Below are 18942 nucleotides of genomic sequence, written 5' to 3'. Positions count from 1 at the left end.
AGCCCTTACCGCTGGTCGAGCTTGTCGAGACCACCTACGCGCTGTCGGCAACCCCCGCGCGCTCGGGCGGAACCGGCCCCGGAGCGCCGAGCTGCCGACCGATGCCCCGCGCCGCGACCTGCAGCGCAGCAAGAAGCCGCGGGCGGTTTCCGCGAAGAGTCCCGACCACCACGCCGAGGGCCGCGACCACCCCGTCGGGTCCCCACACCGGTACCGCGATCGAACACGCGCCCGCGGTCATCTCCTCAGCCGTCGTTGCGAAGCCCTCGTCGCGCACGCGCTGCAACTGCTGCTCCAGAAGTTGCGGACTGATCAGAGTCCGCGGTGTAACCCGCGTCAACGATGCCATGACTTCATCGCGAATCTCCTTGGGCGCGTACGCAAGCAGCACCTTGCCCACCCCGGTCGGCGGCATCGGTAGCCGGCTACCCACCTTGCTCACCACCGGCACCGACTCGTTCCCGGAAATCCGATCCACGTACAGCACCGACGTTCCCTCGCGCACCGCGATATGCACCGTCGCCTTTGTCGCGGCGTACAGGTCGTAGACGTACGGTTCGGCGATCTCACGCACGCCGGTCTGGATCGGAGCAAGCAGCCCGAGATCCCACACCCGCCTGCCGATGACATACCGCCCGTCGGGGCGTCGAACAAGGGCACCCCACCGTTCCAACTCGCCGACGAGCCGATGTGCGGTGGGTACCGCGAGATCGGCGCGCTGCGCCATCTCGCTGAGCGTCAGCGCGCGATGTGACGCGTCGAATGTGCTGAGTAGAGCTAGAGTTCGCGCCGCAACCGATGCTCCGGGCACCGAAGTGTTTCCGGCCATAGCTACGGAAGTAGCCCTGAGCGTCGAGCAATGACAACGGCTTCCAGCCGGCTCGACGCACCGAGCTTGCGCAATACGTCTTTCATGTATCCCTTGGCGGTCTGCACTCCGATATTCAACTCCTCAGCAATTCTCGCATTGGTGTAGCCGAGTGCAGCGAGGGTGACCACATCCTGTTCGCGACGGGTCAGGGTGAGTGTCGTCGGTCCGTCCGACTCGACGTCGAGCAGGAGGTCGGAGATACGTGCGATCTGATCGGCGACGGCGTCGTCGTCGACGTCTCTAGCCAGCGTGCGGAGCTGTGCGTAGGCCTCGGTGATCCGATCTCGAAGTCCATCGCCTACAGCGGCGTCGGCGGCGACCGCCGCGCGCGAGGCGACGATCTGCTGTTCGAGTTCCCGCGCCTCGACAGCGAGTGCGTCCAACGTCCTGTCGCCGATGGCCTCGTCGGTCCGCAATGCCCCGTAGATCACCGCGACAGGCCTGCGTTCGACGATGACCGGAGCGGCCGCCATCGCACGCAGGCCCTCGGCCGCGATGATCGCGTTGTACCGATGGGTGATCCGCGGGGTACGCAGATAATCGTCGACGACCATCGGGCGATTGAGCGCGATGACCTTGCCGCCGAGTCCGTGCCCGGCATCAACGGCAACGCCGTTCAACGCACCGTAGGTGTCGCCGACGAAATGTCGGAGACGCAGACCGCGCGAGCCGTGCACCACACCACCGAACGCCAACGACACACCCGTGCCGCGACGCAGACGACGCAACGCATCGGTGACCGGCGCTGTCAACGACTCAGCCATGTCACCACCTACCTCCTGACCCCTCTTCGGGGGGTTCTGCCCATGCGACGTCACATTCGAGAATCACTTCTCGAATGTGATTCAGCTTACTCTGGCAGTAAAGGTGTGGATATGACACAGACGTCCTTGGCCGGCGACCGCGCGCGACGCGAGTCGATTCAGGCGCAGTTGACCCCGGCTGTCACCGCCGACCTCGACGCCTGGCTGGAGCTTTTCGGCTCACCCGACGCCAACGCAGCGTCGCTGCTGGTCGACCGTCACGACCCCGAATCCGTCGCGTTCACCACGGTCTCGCTGCGGGATTCTGCGACCTCCCCGCAGCCCCCGCTGATCGAGCAACCCCCGCTGATCGAGCTTGTCGAGATCACCTACGGCCAGCTCGCAGCGGAGTCCCGACGCCTCGCCACCGCGCTCGCCGGTATGGGTGTCGAGCGCGGCGACCGTGTCGGAGTGCTCATGGGCAAGCGCACCGAGCTCGTCGTCTCGCTGCTGGCACTCGCCCGACTCGGGGCCGTCTACATTCCTCTGTTCACCGCTTTCGCTACGCCCGCGATCGAAATGCGACTGCGGGCGGGCAGCGCCTCCATCGTGATCACCGAGCCGAGCCAAGCGTCGAAGCTCGACGACATCGACGGCCTCACGACGATCGTCGCGGGCGAGCAGTTCGACGCCCTCATCGCCGACAACGATCCCCTCGACCACTCCGTCTCGGTCGGCGGTGACGGCACGCTGATCCTGCTGTTCACCAGCGGTACGACAGGTGCGCCCAAGGGCGTGCCCGTTCCGCTGCGCGCGTTGGCGTCGTTCTCCTGCTACATGCGCTACGGACTCTACGTCTCCGACACCGACGTCTTCTGGAACGCCGCCGACCCCGGCTGGGCCTACGGCCTGTACTACGGCATCCTCGGCCCGATGGCGATCGGGCGGCCAAATGTGTTGCTGCAGGCGGGTTTCACCCCTGAGGTCACCGCCACGGTGCTCACCGAACTCGGCGTCACGAACTTCGCGGCCGCGCCCACGGTGTACCGCTCATTGAGCAAGAACCCTGCGATCAACGGCTTCTCGCTTCGCCGAGCATCGTCGGCGGGCGAACCGCTGACCCCCGATGTGATCATTTGGGCGAGAACAGCTCTGGGCACCGAGGTCCGCGACCACTACGGCCAGACCGAGCACGGAATGTTCATCAACAACCACTGGGCCGACGACCTGCGTCGACCACTCATCCCCGGCTCGATGGGACAGCCGATGCCCGGATTCGCCGCAGGAATCGTCGACGACGCCGGCGCACCGGTCAGCGAACCCAACGTCACTGGTCAGATCGCGATCGACGTCCCCGCCAGCACCGGCTACTGGTTCTCCGGATACCTCGACGCTCCGGAGAAGACCGCATCCCGCTACACCGAGGACGGCCGTTGGTATCTCACCGGCGACACGGGACACCTCGACGCCGAGGGCAACTTCTTCTTCAGCTCCCGCGACGACGACGTCATCATCATGGCCGGGTATCGCATCGGCCCGTTCGACGTCGAGAGCGTCCTGATCACCCACCCGTCGGTCATCGACGTCGCGGTTGTCGGCCGGCCCGACGAACTGCGCGGCGAGGTACTCGAGGCGTTCGTCGTGCTCGCCGACGGCGTGAGCGGCGACGACGCGCTGGAGACCGAGCTGCAGCAACTGGTCAAGACCGGCTTCGCCGCGCATGCCTACCCGCGCACGGTGCACTTCGTCAACGCGCTGCCCAAGACGCCGAGCGGAAAGATCCAGCGGTTCATCCTGCGTCAGCGCTGACAGGCCGCCGCCTGCCCCGCTGGTCGGGCAGATGTCATCCCCTCGGTGGTCGAGCGGGCGCGAGCGCAGCGAGCACCCGAGTCGAGACCACCCCGCCCGACGCTGTCTCACCCCACCAGCGCGCGCACCGACGCCGGGATCGCGCCGGGGTCGCCGGTGTAGGTGATCGGGTCGTCGAACACCGTGCGCACGGGCACCACTCCGGTCCATGCGTCGGTGTCGGCGCCGGGTCCGCCAGTCCGCGCCTTGGCAATCCACTCGCCGTCGACGATCGGCAGTCGCAACGCGGTCGTCGCGGCGAGTTCCTTACGTGTGGTCGTTGGTGTTTCGGCCACGCGACCGGGAATCAGCTTGTCGCTCAGCGCATCCAATACTTCGGCTGGAACTTCTGCGTTTCGTGCCACACCACGCACCACCGCCGACCGATAGTTGGCGGAATGGTCGAACAGCGTCTCGGCCACCACGATTCCGTCGAGCAGAAACACACTGAACGCGACCGGAGAACCGGACCCCACCTGTCGCAGTGCGCCTGCGCCGGTGGAGCCGTGCAGGATGATGTCGTCGCCGACACGTGCGAACAACATCGGCACCGACCAGGGCCACCCGTCGACGACGGTCGAGAGCGTTCCGACCTGTGCCGTGTCGAGAATGTCGTCGAGCAATGCGCGATCGCCTTGACGCTCGGGTTTGCGGGTCAACGTCGTCAACGCATCGGGCTGGGTGTCAGGGGCTGTAGACATACCGACCATCGTTCGCGACGACCGCCGTCGGCGCCACTCGTTTACGGAGACCCACCGTCGCTATCGAGTTCGACGCTTCTTGCACAATGACGTGGTCTGGTCGGTGTAGTCCGAACATGTGAGTTCTTGGTCCGAACGGGTGAATTTACGATCAAACAGTTGCCCTGCGATTCAGACATTTCGATACTGATGCCTGTCTGACATCGGTCGCGGGAACCGGTGATGCGCGCTTACACGTCTGCACACCAGGAGAGTATCCATTGTCTTACCCCCCTTCCGGAACCTTCGGCGCTCCGGCGATGCCACCCACCGGGCCGTTCCAGCCGATGCGGGACCAACAGAAGCGACGCAATCGCACCATCGCTCTGGTCGCGATCGTCGTGGTGTTCGCGTTGGTTCTGGCCACTGTTCTCGTTCTTGTGTTGCGAGGCAAGGACGGCGGCCTTCGCATACCCGGCCTCAGCCTCCTGACATCCGGTGAGGCGGGCCCAGATCCGTTCGGGCCCAACGTCGCACTGACCAACAAGGAGCTGCCGAGCAATATCAAGCTCGCGCGGAGCTCGGGCGCTCCGGACAATGGCGCTCGCGTGGTCTCCGGCACTCAGCCCGGCCTGTACGCGGGTGGCGATTCGACCTGCGACACAGCAGCTCTCGGAAACTACCTGTCCAACAACCCGAGCCAAGCCCGTGCCTGGGCCAGCGTCTTCGGCATCGACACCGCCTCGATTCCCTATTACCTCAACACGCTCACCCCGGTCGTGTTGACCGCCGACACGTGGGTGACCAATCACTCGTACCAGGGTGGCAGCGCCTACGCGTTCCAGTCGGTATTGCAATCCGGCACAGCGGTTCTCGTCGACGGCGCGGGTGTCCCACGTGTGCGATGCGCGTGCGGCAATCCGCTTGCACCGCCGGCGTCGACGCCCCTCGGCGGCTATCGCCTGAGCGGACATCCCTGGCACGACTACCACTCGCATGAGGTCACTCGGATCGCCTACAACAACCAGAACGTCACCGTCGTCAACAACACGACGACCGTGATCAATCAGGCGCCGCAGAACACAGCAACCCCAGCGGCGGTACTCACGCTGCTCAACCTGGCCAATGGACAGCAATTCGAACGTCCGGTCGGCGGAATCATCGACGTGAGTGGTCTTCCGCCGCTTGCGACCGCCTTGCCGACTCCTGCCGCGTTGAACACTCCGTTCGTCGCGAAGTCCGACGAGGCGGCAGCCGAAAACGGGCTGGCGCGGGCCGGCAGCACCGAAGCCGCCGTGGAGGTTGCCCAGCGTGCAGAGTCGAATGGCGGTGTGCCGGAAGGTGCACCCGACTCTTCGGCCGCATCGGAGCAACAGCAGAACGTTGCAGCGTCGGAGACTCCTGGCGCATCCGCGGCGGAGTCGACATCGTCTGAATCGTCGAGTGCCAGCTCATCGAGCAACGCCGCACCGAGCCCGACGCAGTTCTCCGGAGCGGGAGATGCCATCGGCAGCTTCACCTTCCGTGTCGATGATCGCAGCGTGAGCTGCCAGGCACCGACGTCCGCGTCGACCGGCACGATCGACCTCACCTGCAGCGACAACGTCGCACGCACGGTGTCCTCATCGTCGCTGGAGAAATCATCGGTCACCTCATCGACCGACTCGACGACTCAGGTCTGGAAGCTCGGCCTGACCGAGAACTCATCGTCATCGGTGTCGGTCGACGTCGAATCGGCGACCTGGCGCACAGTCGAAACGTCGAGCACCACCACGACGACAACGACGATCGAAACGACCACTCCGGAAACGACAACGGAGACAACCACTCCGGAGACGACGACACCGGAGACGACGATGGAAACCACAACTCCGGAAGAAACGACGACAACAACCACGACGACGGAAGTTCCTACGAGCTGACACACCGCACGGAGAGATCCCCTTCGGAGGCAACCCGCCCTCGGAGGGGATTCTTCTTTGCGACGGGGACGAGGGTCGACGTCGGGCTTCGTGGCAGGCCGCCATGAGCTCATCCACAGCCTGACAATTCCGACACACAGACCACCTACTGTCATGGTTAACTGTCTTGGCGCTTGCGCGACAGTCTGCTGCGAGGGGGTAAGGACATGACCGACTTCTTCACCATGCCCGGTGGAGTTGTGAACCTGCAGTCCGAGGACGGGATCGCGAACCTCGACGGCAAAGAACGCAGCTCGATGACGTACGTCCAACCACCTGGCAACACCACGGACGACGGCGGCACCGTCCGCTTCAACACCATCGACTGGGAGCGACGCGCCAAGGTCGCCGCCGACGGGGCGGCGGGGTTGGAGGAGGCACTCGCCCAGTTAAAGTCTGTTGCAAGGACTAACCATTTCGGAGAACTCGTAGAAGGACGCGAAGTTCACGCTCGACTCACCGCTCTAGTTGGCTCCTGGCGAACGACCCTGCAGGAACAAATTGGTGACCTGACTTCACTCGCACAAGCCTGCCGATCGGCAGGCGCAGAACTGGCTGATGCGGACTCTTCCACCGCAGACGGCATGCGGTCATAGATGAGTTCTGCGTTCAGTTCGGGGGTCACAAAAACCCTGCTGCTTTCGGCATGCTTATTCACACTCAGCTCGTGCTACAGCGTTGATGGCCAGCCGAGGGCCGAATTCTCACCTACCTCTTCGATCGGAGCGACGCCTTCAACGAACACTATCCGGCAGACCGATGACCATGGGCGCTCCCTTCCCTTCAGTACCAAGTTTCCGCGCAGATGGAGTAACGGGAATGATGGAACTACGTACGAACCTTGCACCGCAGCGACCGAGTCAATACTAATCGCCAATAGCCTTGACCCACGCTCCGCGCGGGACGCTGCCGCCGCTGATCATCAAACCGCACGGGGCTGCATGTGGTCACTGAGTGATCGAAACCTCGCTTCTCTCTCTCAGTTTGTCGGCAACCAACCCGACCTTGATACGTACAAGCAGATGAACGCACAGTTCGTCACTTGGAGAGCGGACATTTCGATGTCTGGCCGTCGTGTGGCAGTGTCCACGACCCCATCCATCCCGGAGTGCACAACCTTTGTTCGCTCTGGTGACGCAATCGTTGTTACCGACCTCTCCATCTCCATTGACGCTCCGCCCATCAACGAAATCTGCGACAAGGCAATCGCTTTCACGCGCGCGACTATCGATCAGATGCCCGAATAGACGAGACACCCACAGCGCAGGCGCGAGAGCCCCCTCGGACTCCCGCGCCTGCGCCATAAGAAGATTGGTCAGCCGACGGCAGACTCCACGCGCTCGGAGCCCTCGGACGAGACGACACCAGCCGGCGAGGCAGCCCTCTTGAACCGCAGGTTCTCGAAGTCCGCGACGTCAGCGCCCAGGGCCTTGCGGTCCTTGTAGAAGCTCATCGACATCTTCCACGGCTCCTCAGCACCCTGGCGCGGCAGTTGGTCCTCGACACGCTTGATGTAGCCGGCTCCGAAGTCCAGCGCAGGGCGAGTCTCCATGTTCGGGTCCACTACAGGCGCCACCTCGCGGTACCCACGCGCATCCATGTACGCCATGAGCCTGCACCAGTACTCGCCGATCAGACCGATCTTCAACGTCCACGACGAGTTCGTATACCCAACGGCGAGTGCGAGATTCGGAACACCACTCAGCATCATGCCGCGGTAGATGACGTGGTCACGCAGCACCACGGGCTCGCCGTCGAGCGACAATTCCATCCCACCGAAAAGTCGTACGTTCAAACCCGTTGCGGTCACGACGATGTCGGCTTCGAGTTCGGTACCGCTTTCGAGCAGGAGGCCTTTCTCGGTGAACGACTTGATTCGATCGGTGACCACCGACGCCTTGCCCGAGCGAATCGTCTTGAACAGGTCGGCATCCGGGACCGCACACAACCGCTGATCCCACGGGTTGTACGGCGGATTGAAGTGCGTGTCGACGTCGTATCCGTCGGGCAGCAGAACCTGGTTAACCTTGCGGATCACCTTGCGCGACGTCTTCGGAAATCGTTGTGCCGCTTCGTACAACACACGCTGCTGCAGAATGTTCTTCCACCGCGCAACGGCATAGCCGCGCTCGTCGCCGAGGATGCGTCGCGCCACGTTGGCAAACGGGTCGTGCTTGGGCAGCGGCAGGATGTAGGTGGGCGTGCGCTGGAGCATCGTGATGTGCTCGGTCTCGTTCGCCATCGCGGGGAGGAGCGTGACAGCCGTTGCGCCACTTCCGATCACGACGACTTTCTTGCCCTTGTAGTCGAGATCTTCCGGCCAGTGCTGCGGATGCACGACCTGCCCGGTGAACCGCTCGCGACCCTCGAAGTGGGGTGTGAATCCCTCGTCGTAGTTGTAGTAGCCCGACCCGCAGTACACCCAACGAGCCTTCAGCTGGATGTGTTCACCGGTGTCGAGGCGATCGACCTCGGCCGTCCACAACTGCTCATTCGACGACCAGTTCAACGCGGTTACCTTGTGCTGCAAGCGCAGGTGCTCGTTGATCTTGTCCTCGTCAACGGCCTCGCGCAGGTACTGCATGATGCGGTCGGCGTCGGCGATCGACTGCTTGTCGACCCACGGCTTGAACTCGAATCCAAAGGTATGCAGGTCACTGTCAGAACGGATACCCGGATACCGGAACAGGTCCCAGGTGCCACCGATCGACTCGCGGCCCTCGAGAAGCGCGTAGGTCTTCTGCGGCATCTCCTTGGTCACATAGTGAGCGGCCCCGATACCGGAGACACCCGCCCCGACGATCAGAACGTCCAACGTTTCGACAGGTGTGGCTGTTGTGGGCACCTGCGCCTCCTTAGGTTTGCTCGACTTCCCGCACGGCAAATATGACACCATACGTTGTTACATTCCAGAGTGCGTCACACCTCGCCGCCGCACCAGGTGCCAAGTGCCCACGATGAAGGTCGCGCAAGGTGCATACTGTTCGGATGTCCGATGAGTGGCCATACGTATCCCCCGAGATCAAGAGCTTGATCCGACGCGGCGCCGAACTCATCCTGGACCCGCCCGAGGAGTGGATCGAAGCCATCCACGACGCTTCACTGGGTGGTATCCGCATGAAGGCCATCGCCGACGACCCTGTGCTCGCCGAGGGAACGCGACGCACCAACCTCGCGAACACCCTGCGCTGGGCGAGGAGCAACGTAGTCCATCCCGGAGAACGCGTACCCGCCGAGATCAGCCCCGACATCCTCACCACCGCTCGCGACCTCGTCCGGCGCGGCCTCGATGAATCAGCGCTCGACGCCTTCCGCACCGCACAAAGTGTCGCGTGGCGTCTGTGGATGCAGGTCTGCTTCACCCTCACCGACGACCCACAACAACTGCGCGAACTCCTCGACATCACACTCGTTTCCATCTCGACTTACATCGACGACACTGTCGAGGCCACGAGCAACAGGATGCGCAGCGAACGCGGCGAGCTCACCCGCGGCACCCACGCGCAGCGTCGAGAAGCGGTTGCCCTGCTACTCGAGGGCGCACCCATCCCCCTCGACCGCGCCGAAACCCAGCTCGGCTACCGACTTCTCGGCCCGCACACCGCGTTGGTCCTGTGGAGCACTCATCCAGAACAGGCCGCAAAACTCGAATCCGCCGCCGACACGCTCGCCGCCTCGGCCGGGTGCGCCAACCGACTCACCGTCGTGGCCAGCGCTGCGTCACTGTGGATGTGGCTGCCCACCGATGAGGCACACATCGCGCGTGTCTCGCCGTCTCCACTGATCGACGTCGCTGTCGGCAGAACGGGTGACGGCGTCGACGGCTTTCGCAACAGCCACTTCCAAGCGCTCGCGACCCAGCGCATCGTCGCGCAGCTAGGCGGCTCGCACGAATTCGTCAGGTACGACGACGTCCGGCTGGTCTCGCTGCTGATGTCGTCCGCCGAGGACACCGCGGCGTTCGTCGACGACACCCTCGGCGACTTCGCACACGCCGAGTCAGCTCTACTCGACACCGTACGAACTTGGATCACGCTGCAGTGCAACACCTCTCGCACCGCAGAAGCGCTCTATACGCACCGCAACACCGTGATTCGACGCCTTGCCCGCGCCGACGAACTACTGCCCCGTCCGCTCGACGAGAGCCTGCTCGACGTCGGCGTCGCGCTGGAGGTGCTGCGCTGGCGGGGGTGATCTCGACAAGCTCGACCCGACGGATCTCGACAAGCTCGATCAGCGGTAGGCAAGCTCGATCAGTCACCGCTGGTTGAGCAGGCCGCGAGCGAAGCGAGCACCCACCGCTGGTTGAGCAGGCCGCGAGCGCAGCGAGCAGCCGTGTCGAAACCACCCCAGCGAGGAGGTGGTCTCGACAAGCTCGACCCGACGGATCTCGACAAGCTCGATCAGCGGTGGGAAGCTCGATCAGCGGTGGGAACCTCTCTCAGCGGTGGGAACCTCACTCAGCGGTGGGAACCTCACTCAGCGGTGGGAACCTCACTCAGCGGTGGGCAAGCTGATCAGCGAGCGGCCACCCGCGACGACCGCAGCTCCCGCAGGGCCGAGCGCAGGCCGCGCCTGCGGCCGGTCTGCGGGTCGACGCCGAAGTGAGTCTTGGTCCCCTCGATGATGTTGAACCGCAACTCCGATGCTGTCTCGGGGGCATCGTCGGCGCTGGCTTTCAGCATCGCGTTAGGCACCGACAGCTTCGCGATCGTACGGAACGTCAGCCAATACTGATGCTGTAGTGATCCCGTTGTGTACGGCAGGTCGTACTTGTCGCACAGCTCGCGCACCCGAACGCCGATCTCCTCGTAACGATTGCTCGGCAGGTCTGGAAAGAGGTGGTGTTCGATTTGGTGACTGAGATTACCGCTCATGAATCGCATCAGCGGACCGGCGCGAAAGTTGGCTGATCCCAACATCTGTCGCAAGTACCAGCGGGGCTGGTCCTCTTCCTCGTACTCCTCGACAGTGAACTTCTCCGCACCGTCGGGGAAGTGTCCGCAGAAGATCACCGCGTATGCCCAGTAGTTGCGGATGAGATTCGCTGTCGCATTGGCCGTCAACGTCGTGAACCAGTTGGGTCCCGCGAGCGCTGGGAAGATCAGGTAGTCCTTGGCCGCCTGCTTCCCGACCTTCCGCCCGATGACCCGAAGATCCTTCAGCGCTGCGCGATAAGACTTTTGACCTTTGCGCAGCTTCTCCGTCTCCAGATGGTGCAGCGCGACGCCCCACTCGAAGAACGTGCCGAGGAGCAGGTTGTAGATCGGGTTCCCGACGTTCCACCATTCCCAGGGCTGGTCGCGCGTGACGCGAAGAATGCCGTAGCCCACGTCGTCGTCCATGCCGACGATGTTCGTGTACTTGTGGTGCACAAAATTGTGCGAGTGCTTCCACTGCACACTCGGGCAGGTGGTGTCCCATTCCCACGACGACGAGTGGATCTCGGGATCGTTCATCCAATCCCACTGCCCGTGCATGACGTTGTGGCCGAGTTCCATGTTCTCGACGATCTTGGCGACCCCGAGCATTCCGGTCCCGAGAATCCACGCGGGTTTGCGGTTGCTGAACATGAGCACCACACGCCCGCCCGCGGCGAGCGCGCGCTGAAATGCGATGGTGCGTCGAATGTATTTCGCGTCGGCGACCCCTCGCGATTCCTCGATGTCACGTCTGATCGCGTCGAGTTCGGCACCCAGTGCCTCGACGTCGGCCTCGGTGAGATGGGCGTACCGATCGATGTCGGTGATGGCCATAGAGCCTCCCTACAGGTCTAGCGTGCATTCACCCGACACGGTTGAGATACATGTCTGGATTCGGTCACCTTCGCGTCGTTCGTCGCCACTGCGCAGATCCCGGACGTAGCCGGCTGCAAGCGGAACAACGCAGGTCTGGCAGATACCCATTCTGCATCCGAAGGGCATCTGAATTCCCAACTCCTCGCCTGCTTCAAGGAGTGTGGTGGCACCGTCGATCTCTGCCGACTTACCCGACTTCGCGAACGTCACGGTGCCACCCTCACCACCGACATCGGTGCGTGCGATGGCGAAGCGTTCGATGTGCAACTGATCCGACAGCTCGCTCTCGCGGTACACGCCTTCGATGTCGTCGAGGAACTCGATGGGTCCGCACGCCCAGCACGACCGCTCACGCCAATCCGGAACCGCGGCGTCGAGCTGGGTGACGTCGAATCGGCCATCCTCCGAACTGAGGCGCAGATCCAATGTGTAACTGGGTGTTTCGACGTCGAGCTGTTCGAGTTCGTCGAGGAAGATCACCGAGTCGCGGCTCGGTGCGGCGTGGACATGGATGATGTCGGGCGTCTGATCGTGGTGTTTCATCGCGCGGAGCATGGCGATCACCGGCGTGATTCCGCTGCCCGCGGTCAAGAACAGCACGGCGTCGGGCACGGGCTCCGGCAGATGGAAATCGCCCTTCGGCGCCGCGAGGCGGATGATCGTGCCCGGTGCGACGCCGTCAACGAGGTGCGTCGACAAGAAGCCGTCGGGGTTTGCCTTGACGGTGATCGAGATCGTTTTGTCGTCGTTGCTGCCGAAGGACGTCAGCGAGTACGACCGCCAATGCCAGCGGCCGTCGACATCGAGGCCGATGCCGACGTACTGCCCTGGCCGATAGCTCTCGGGAAATCCCCACCCCGTGCGGATCACCACCGTCGCGCTGTCGGCGGTCTCCTTGACCACGTCTTCGACGCGTCCACGCAATTCGCGCGCACTCCACAGCGGATTGATCAGATGTAGATAGTCGTCGGGTAGCAGAGGGGTCGTCGCTCGCGCGATCAAGCCTCGCAGGATGTTGACCTCTGGGCGCGTCGCGTCGACGTCGGCCGCAGGCCGCTTACTCCACTTGAGAAGATTCACCAGCCTCCCTCCGGTAGCTCGTAGTGAACGAGTGTACACACAGCTGGTGATGGGCGTCACAGACGCTTTGCAGGCAACTACCCCGTCTTCGGCCGCAGCGTGAACAGTTCCCAGACCTCTTTTTGGTCCTGCGCCCACGGGTCATAGACGAAAGGTGCGTGCCTCATCGCCATACCCGCCTGCCGCGGAGTGCGATTGGCCTTGAAACCGTTGCAGGATTTGCATGCCGCCACCTGGTTACCGAAGGTGCTCTTGCCGCCCTTGGACACCGGCACAATGTGGTCGACGGTGTCGGCAGGGCCGTCACAGTAGGCGCAAATCCACTGGTCACGACGCAAAATGGTCGCCGTAGACGCATAGGAGTCCATCGACTTGCCCGCATAAGGTCGGTAGGCGTTGCGCTTGATGGCGACCACCTTGTGAATCGGCAGGGTCACCGTGGGTGAATGTACGACGCGCACAACCGGCGTGCCCTCGACGTTGCGCGCGACTTCGGTGGTGAGCAACACGGCCGCACGACGCCAGGTCACACGCGCCAGGATCTGCAACCCGGCGTTGGTGACGAAGATTGTCATGGCAGTCCTCCCGATGCCGTATGCGCTCGGACGTGGCGCGATCCACGCTAATGGCAATGCGTCGATCTCGCGAGGCCATTTGTTCTGTGGCGGCGAAATACCGTCCGACGTTCACTTCGACGACATATTCGGGCCGACCTCCACAGTTGCGCCACACGCTCACTCCGCGATGTGCAGTGTGGCCACCCGGCGGGCCGATCTGCACACGATTTCGACGGCATCACCTTCCATTTTCTGAAGGCGACACCACGGCTTCCGACTCGTGCCACGCTGCAAGTCAGTAGTTCTCACAATCAGGGGGTCAGCGCAGTGTCCGAGCATCCAGCTCACCGGTTGTGCACGCTTTTCCCGCGGCGAGTTCTGCTGACCTGTGCAGCACTGATCGCGCTGGTGGCACCGGTCGCTCTGACCACCGTGCCCACCGCCAGCGCAGCGCCGAGCCAGGCGCGGTGCGCTCTTCCACAGGGTTCCGCGGCACCCACCTCCGCCACGCCGTCGAGCGTCGGAATCGACAAGGCAAAGCTCGACGACGCCATCGCATTCGCGGCGTCGAGAATGCGCACGCATATCGAGGTCTATCGCAACAACTGTCTGATCGGAAACGGACCCCTGAACGCCGTGACCGGAAACATTCCGTGGAATCTGTTCAGCTCGACCAAGAGTGTCATCTCGATGCTCGCCGGTGTCGCCTATACGCAGGGGCGACTGGATCTCGGAGCGTCGATCGAGAAGTACCTCCCCGCAGGGACAGTCGATCGGTCACATGCAGCGATCACTGTGCGCGACCTGTTGACCCAATCGTCGGGTCTGCGTCAGTCGATCGTCAGCGAAGCACTGACCGCGGGACTCGACGTCGACCCGGATATCGCGAAACAGGCTCTCGCGCTGCCTGTTCAGCACATGCCGGGAACGTTTTTCGAGTACACCCAGCACGGACCCGATCTCTTGGCGTACGTCGTGCAACGCGCCGTCGGAGAGGTCTGCAGGAGTTTGCGCAGCGAACACTGTTCGGGCCCTTGGGAATCAACCAACACGACTACTACTGGGCACGCGATCGGTCCGGCCACACCTACGGATACGCCTTCTTGTTCATGCCTCCGAAAGACTATTCACGGCTCGGGCTGCTGATGCTCAACGACGGGGTCTGGGGCGGCCGACGAATCATCGGCTCCGACTACATCCGCCAAGCGCACACGCCATCTGCATCGAACCGCTGCTACGGATATCTGTTCTGGGTCAACGACTCTCCGTGTACCGGACCGTCATTCCCGTCCCGACAGACCATTCAGCAGGCACCGCTGGCGGGGTTGCCGAACGATGCCTACGCGATGGTCGGCTTCCTGCAGCAGAACAACTTCATCGTCCCGAGTCTCGGACTATTGGTGAGTTGGAATGGGATTCTCGGCGACGTCTCCTCGGACCCGGGAACCCTTCTCAGCGCCAGCCTCAACAGTGAGCTGTATCGCGAGTTCTTCCGGAAGCTCGTCGCGGCGTTCCGGACACCTCGGATACCCGATCCGGGGCCGTATCGCCCGACGATGAACCTCGACTTCGATCCGATCCAGTTCGCCGACCCGAACGTCGCGTTGGGCGCGTTGGGTTTCGGGCCGTACGCGCCGTCGAATTGCACGGTTCTGCAATGCGGTTCGACGCCCTTGCGCGCGCCCCTGCAGGGCAACCCTGGCTGCTTCGCGATCACCTGCCTCCCGGGGACACCTCAGTCACCCGGCAAGCGGTAGGCCTTCGGGGGCGCACCGCCATCTGACACTCTGGACGCATGCGCGACCCGCTTTATGCTGGCGGCCTGACCCGTCGGGGCCTCATGCTCGACGTCGCCGTGGCCCTGCTCTTCGGTGTGTTTGCGATCTGGCTGCACTTCGACCAGTCGACACCCGCGGGTATTGCCGCGGTGCTCGTGACCGTTTCGCTCGCTGTTCGACGACTCGCTCCGACGCTGATGATCGTGCTGGCGTTGGCATCCGCGGCGATACAGGTGGCGACCGACCAGATCGCCGTACTTGCCTCACTTGCCTACTTCCCGATCTTCGCGGCCCTCGGCGGACATCCGGACCGTCGGGTTCGACGTGGTTCACTCGCGGTAGCCGTGATCGGATCACTCGTCGCCGGGTGGGAGTTCCCGCACGCGTTTGCGGTCCAGCCGTCACTGCTCAACCACGCGTTCACGTCGTTCGTCGGATTCTGCCTGGCGGCGGTTGTGGTGATCGGCGGTTGGACGTTCGGGTTCATCCGGTATCAGCGTCGTACGGTGGCGCAGGCCAAGGTCGCCGAGACCATCGCACAGCTCGAGCGCAGACGCCTGCTCGATCTCTACGACGAACAGCGGGAACGCACCCGACTCGCGCGCGATATGCACGACGTCGTCGCACACTCGTTGACCATCGTCGTCGCACAGGCCGAGGGTGCGCGCTACAGCATCGACGCCGCGCCCGAGGTCGCGCGCGAGGCACTGACAGTGATCGCCGATACCGCACGCGAATCACTCGGCGAGGTGCGGGAACTGCTCGCCCAACTCAACAACGACGACGCCGTCGCCGCCTCCCGCGCCGACCGCGAAACCCTGTACGAGCGGATGCGGACCGCAGGCATGACGATCGAGACGCGCGAGATCGGCGACGAAGAGACCAGCGAGCCGGCCGTCGGGCGCATGGCACAGCGGGTCTTGACCGAAGCGCTCACCAACGCGCTCAAGTACGGCGACCTGGCCACCCCCGTCACCGTCGAGATCGACTGGACCGGGGGTTGCCATCTCACCGTGCGCAACGGGTTGACCGACACCCCGCTCTCGCCCGGTGGTGCAGGTCGCGGCATCATCGGCATGGCTGAACGCGCCGCGCTAGCCTCGAAGTTTCGTGAGGTGGCGGTCGGTCGTTGAGTGGTCCGGATGGTGTGGTCTGAGGACCGGATTCCGGACCGGGGCCGTGATGAGGCGCCCGAGGCGTCGGTGGGCGTCGGGGTTCACGGCCCCGAAATTGTGTGCCTTTCAGTCGGTGGTCAGGACGGCTGGTGGGGTTAGCCGGGGTCGGGAAGTGCTGTGAGCCTTGCTATTGCGTCGAGAAGAAGAGTCATGTGGGGTGCGTGGGCGGCCAACTTCAGTCGGGTTCGGCGGGCGTGGCGGCTGATCTTGGCGGCGATGGTGAACACGCGGTGGCGTAGGCGTTTGGGTTCCCACCGGCGGGCCTGGGTGTCGGTGAACGCGAGCATCTGAGTCCAGGCGATCAACTCGCATGCGATTTCGACGATGACGCACCAGATGCGGTTGGCGTCGAAGCCGTGCAGGGGCAGGTTGGTCAGTCCGCAGTCTTTGGTGGTGCGGATGCGGTCTTCGCAGCGGGCTCGTCGGCGATGTCGTAGTTCGAGGTCGGCGAGTTGACCACGAACAGTGTTGGTGGCAAATGCGGTCAACCGCAAACCATCTCGGTCGGTGAAGCGTAGCTGGGCGCCGGGATGGGGTTTCTCTTTACGCACGATCACCCGCATACCGTCGGGCCAGGTACTCAGGTCGAGGACACCGGTCAACTCGGCCACCCACGCCCCGTCGCGTTCGGTACCGTCGGCGTCGTAGGCCGGTGTCCACACCTGGGGTGAGAGACCGTCGATGGCCTCGGCGATCGGCTCGGTCAGGCCGAACCCGACCGAATACGCCAGCCGCCGCTTGTGCAGGTAGTTCAGGAAGTCGTGGGTGCCGCCGGCCGAGTCGGTACGCACCAGCACCGTTTTACCGACCCGATACCCGCTGACCTGCGGTAGCTGTGCCAGCGCGTGGGCGGTGACGGTGATGTGGTCGGCGGCGGTGTTGGCCCCGGCATTACCGGCCCGCAACTCGATCGCCAGGGGTTCACCAGTCCCGGCACTGCCATGATCAACGAACGCACACAAGGGGTGAAAACCGAAGCCACGCTTATAGGTTGGGGCCGCGTGTTCTTTCTCCGAATGTGCGGTCACCAACGTCGCATCCAAGTCGATGACCAGCGGATCGTGCGCGTCGCGACCATGGTCGGGAGCGGTATCGCCAGCGCAGTGCCACGCCCGGGTTCGGGCGCGCGCACGACCCGAAGCGATCGCGGTCAGTACTGCCGGCGCATCAGCAGCCAGGGTGGCGATCAGTCGTGACACCGTCGGATCAGAAGCGATCTGCCCAAACACCGCCGGATCGGCTCGCAGTTGGTTGATGTCGGCCAGACAGTCACCGCCGACCGCGACCGCGACCGCCAGATCCAGCAGGATCTTGCCCGGATCATGAGTGGCCAAAGGCTTACGCCACGGCATCAACGCATCGGACAATGCTGTGGTCAGACGCGTTTTCTCCGCAGCACGCAGCAACACTGTGGCCCCAGCATGCGACACGATCCCGGTTCCCGACCCATCAGCGGACAACTGCGGATACGGCGACGTAGACTTACTCACCAGATTGGTGCTCCTCGATCATGAGATATTCGGACCTTCGCAAGTCGAATTATCCCAGGTCAGGGCACCAATCTTCGTTTACGACACGAAATCAGCATGAAAGCCCGAGGCTAGTAGGCGGAACCGCCCGCAGCACCGCTACCGAGAACACCTGGCTGGTCGAACTGCGCGTGCCCGCCACCTCCGACGTCGACTCGAAAGGAGTGTCGCGGTGATCCGAATCGCCCTCATCGACGATCAGCCCATGTTCCGCCAGGGCATCGCGATGATCGTCGACAGTCAGCCCGACATGGAGGTGGTCGGACACGAGTCGTCGGCACTCTCGCTCCTGGATTTCGTGCGCACCACGCGACCCGACGTCGTCCTGATGGATGTGCGCATGCCGGGCATCGACGGCATCACCGCGACCGCCGACCTCGTCAGCGCACTCGGCGACGACGCTCCGCGCGTGTTGGTACTCACGACTTTCGACGCCGACGAGGCCGCGGCGTCGGCCATCGCCGCAGGGGCCAGTGGATTTCTCCTCAAGGACGCGCAGCCAGACTTACTGCTCGCCTCGATCAGAGCCGTGGCCAATGGCAGTCAGGTGGTGGCGGCGTCGGCGACACGACGCCTGTTCGAGCAGACCCGCACGCGGGCAGGCGATCCCGGATCCGAGTACGACCGTCTGACCCCACGCGAACGCGAGATACTCGTGCGTGCGGCTCAGGGTCTCTCGAACGCCGAGATCGCCGACGCCGAGGTGCTCTCGGAAGCCACTGTGAAAACCCATGTTTCGCGTATTCTCGCCAAGCTGGGGCTGCGCGACAGGGTGCAGCTCGTCGTGTACGCATACGACCACGGGTTGGTCTGACCGCAACGCCATACATCTCGAGATGTACGCGACGTCATCCGAGGGGTCGAGCCGATTTCATCGTCGCGGCTGACGACTGGGGCCATCGATATCCCTAGCGTTATCTGC

Annotated in this window: 17 protein-coding genes; 9 read left to right on the top strand and 8 right to left on the bottom strand. The window is 63.6% G+C overall.

Features of this window, described 5'->3' with window-relative positions:
- Positions 1-34: 34 nt before the first annotated feature.
- Positions 35-829, bottom strand: a complete 795-nt coding sequence (locus B3T59_RS02445) for an IclR family transcriptional regulator (protein ID WP_064905318.1) — start codon at positions 827-829, stop codon at positions 35-37.
- A 2-nt stretch (positions 830-831) separates the two neighbouring features.
- The gene (locus B3T59_RS02440) at positions 832-1635 is read right to left on the bottom strand and encodes a LuxR C-terminal-related transcriptional regulator (protein WP_064905320.1); all 804 of its coding nucleotides are present in this window, start codon (positions 1633-1635) and stop codon (positions 832-834) included.
- Positions 1636-1746: 111 nt separating this feature from the next.
- Between B3T59_RS02440 and B3T59_RS02435 the strand changes: the two genes are divergently transcribed.
- Complete coding sequence (locus tag B3T59_RS02435; RefSeq protein WP_287001405.1) at positions 1747-3423, top strand: AMP-binding protein; 1677 nt, start codon at positions 1747-1749, stop codon at positions 3421-3423.
- A gap of 107 nt (positions 3424-3530) precedes the next feature.
- On the opposite strand, the gene B3T59_RS02430 is transcribed toward B3T59_RS02435, so the two are convergent.
- A complete protein-coding gene (locus B3T59_RS02430; protein WP_245548697.1) occupies positions 3531-4163 on the bottom strand; it encodes a pyridoxamine 5'-phosphate oxidase family protein in 633 nt (210 codons plus the stop codon).
- Positions 4164-4423: 260 nt separating this feature from the next.
- Between B3T59_RS02430 and B3T59_RS02425 the strand changes: the two genes are divergently transcribed.
- The 3 genes from B3T59_RS02425 to B3T59_RS02415 all read left to right on the top strand — a co-directional run bounded on the left by B3T59_RS02425 (position 4424) and on the right by B3T59_RS02415 (position 7350).
- Entirely contained in the window at positions 4424-6064 is a 1641-nt protein-coding gene (locus B3T59_RS02425) for a DUF6777 domain-containing protein (protein WP_287001404.1), read from the top strand.
- 206 nt (positions 6065-6270) lie between these two features.
- The gene (locus B3T59_RS02420; RefSeq protein ID WP_005205451.1) at positions 6271-6699 is read left to right on the top strand and encodes a hypothetical protein; all 429 of its coding nucleotides are present in this window, start codon (positions 6271-6273) and stop codon (positions 6697-6699) included.
- Positions 6700-7350: a DUF3558 family protein gene (locus B3T59_RS02415; protein WP_039855383.1), complete on the top strand. Its 651-nt coding sequence runs from the start codon at positions 6700-6702 to the stop codon at positions 7348-7350.
- Positions 7351-7418: 68 nt separating this feature from the next.
- Here the strand turns inward: B3T59_RS02415 and B3T59_RS02410 are convergent, their stop codons facing one another.
- Positions 7419-8948, bottom strand: a complete 1530-nt coding sequence (locus B3T59_RS02410; RefSeq protein WP_064905324.1) for a flavin-containing monooxygenase — start codon at positions 8946-8948, stop codon at positions 7419-7421.
- A gap of 143 nt (positions 8949-9091) precedes the next feature.
- Here B3T59_RS02410 and B3T59_RS02405 point away from each other — a divergent pair, with 143 nt between their 5' ends.
- Complete coding sequence (locus B3T59_RS02405) at positions 9092-10297, top strand: PucR family transcriptional regulator (RefSeq protein WP_267625674.1); 1206 nt, start codon at positions 9092-9094, stop codon at positions 10295-10297.
- A 323-nt stretch (positions 10298-10620) separates the two neighbouring features.
- Here the strand turns inward: B3T59_RS02405 and B3T59_RS02400 are convergent, their stop codons facing one another.
- The 3 genes from B3T59_RS02400 to B3T59_RS02390 all read right to left on the bottom strand — a co-directional run bounded on the left by B3T59_RS02400 (position 10621) and on the right by B3T59_RS02390 (position 13556).
- Entirely contained in the window at positions 10621-11859 is a 1239-nt protein-coding gene (locus B3T59_RS02400) for a fatty acid desaturase family protein (RefSeq protein WP_251723888.1), read from the bottom strand.
- Positions 11860-11868: 9 nt separating this feature from the next.
- On the bottom strand, positions 11869-12981 hold the full coding sequence (locus B3T59_RS02395; protein WP_251723889.1) for a ferredoxin reductase: 1113 nt from the start codon (positions 12979-12981) through the stop codon (positions 11869-11871).
- 77 nt (positions 12982-13058) lie between these two features.
- Positions 13059-13556 carry an HNH endonuclease gene (locus tag B3T59_RS02390; protein ID WP_005206366.1) on the bottom strand — a complete coding sequence of 166 codons (498 nt, stop codon included), beginning with the start codon at positions 13554-13556 and terminating at the stop codon, positions 13059-13061.
- A 309-nt stretch (positions 13557-13865) separates the two neighbouring features.
- Between B3T59_RS02390 and B3T59_RS02385 the strand changes: the two genes are divergently transcribed.
- From B3T59_RS02385 to B3T59_RS02375, 3 genes are read left to right on the top strand one after another with little or no spacing between them, the layout of a single operon-like run.
- On the top strand, positions 13866-14684 hold the full coding sequence (locus tag B3T59_RS02385; protein ID WP_287001403.1) for a serine hydrolase domain-containing protein: 819 nt from the start codon (positions 13866-13868) through the stop codon (positions 14682-14684).
- Complete coding sequence (locus tag B3T59_RS02380; protein WP_287001402.1) at positions 14648-15295, top strand: hypothetical protein; 648 nt, start codon at positions 14648-14650, stop codon at positions 15293-15295. Before B3T59_RS02385 ends, B3T59_RS02380 begins: the two co-directional genes overlap by 37 nt.
- A 38-nt stretch (positions 15296-15333) precedes the next feature.
- A complete protein-coding gene (locus tag B3T59_RS02375; RefSeq protein ID WP_287001401.1) occupies positions 15334-16449 on the top strand; it encodes a sensor histidine kinase in 1116 nt (371 codons plus the stop codon).
- A gap of 137 nt (positions 16450-16586) precedes the next feature.
- Here the strand turns inward: B3T59_RS02375 and B3T59_RS02370 are convergent, their stop codons facing one another.
- Positions 16587-17981 (bottom strand): IS1380 family transposase, encoded by a 1395-nt coding sequence (locus B3T59_RS02370; RefSeq protein WP_005207354.1) that lies wholly within the window; start codon positions 17979-17981, stop codon positions 16587-16589.
- 211 nt (positions 17982-18192) lie between these two features.
- Here B3T59_RS02370 and B3T59_RS02365 point away from each other — a divergent pair, with 211 nt between their 5' ends.
- Positions 18193-18834 (top strand): response regulator transcription factor, encoded by a 642-nt coding sequence (locus B3T59_RS02365; protein WP_267625677.1) that lies wholly within the window; start codon positions 18193-18195, stop codon positions 18832-18834.
- Positions 18835-18942 lie beyond the last annotated feature (108 nt).

The organism is Gordonia sp. UBA7860 (assembly GCF_002500165.1).
GTDB classification, from domain to species: Bacteria; Actinomycetota; Actinomycetes; order Mycobacteriales; family Mycobacteriaceae; genus Gordonia; species Gordonia sputi.
Note: the sequence above shows the minus strand (reverse complement) of the source record. Positions and strands in the feature narration are given on the sequence as shown.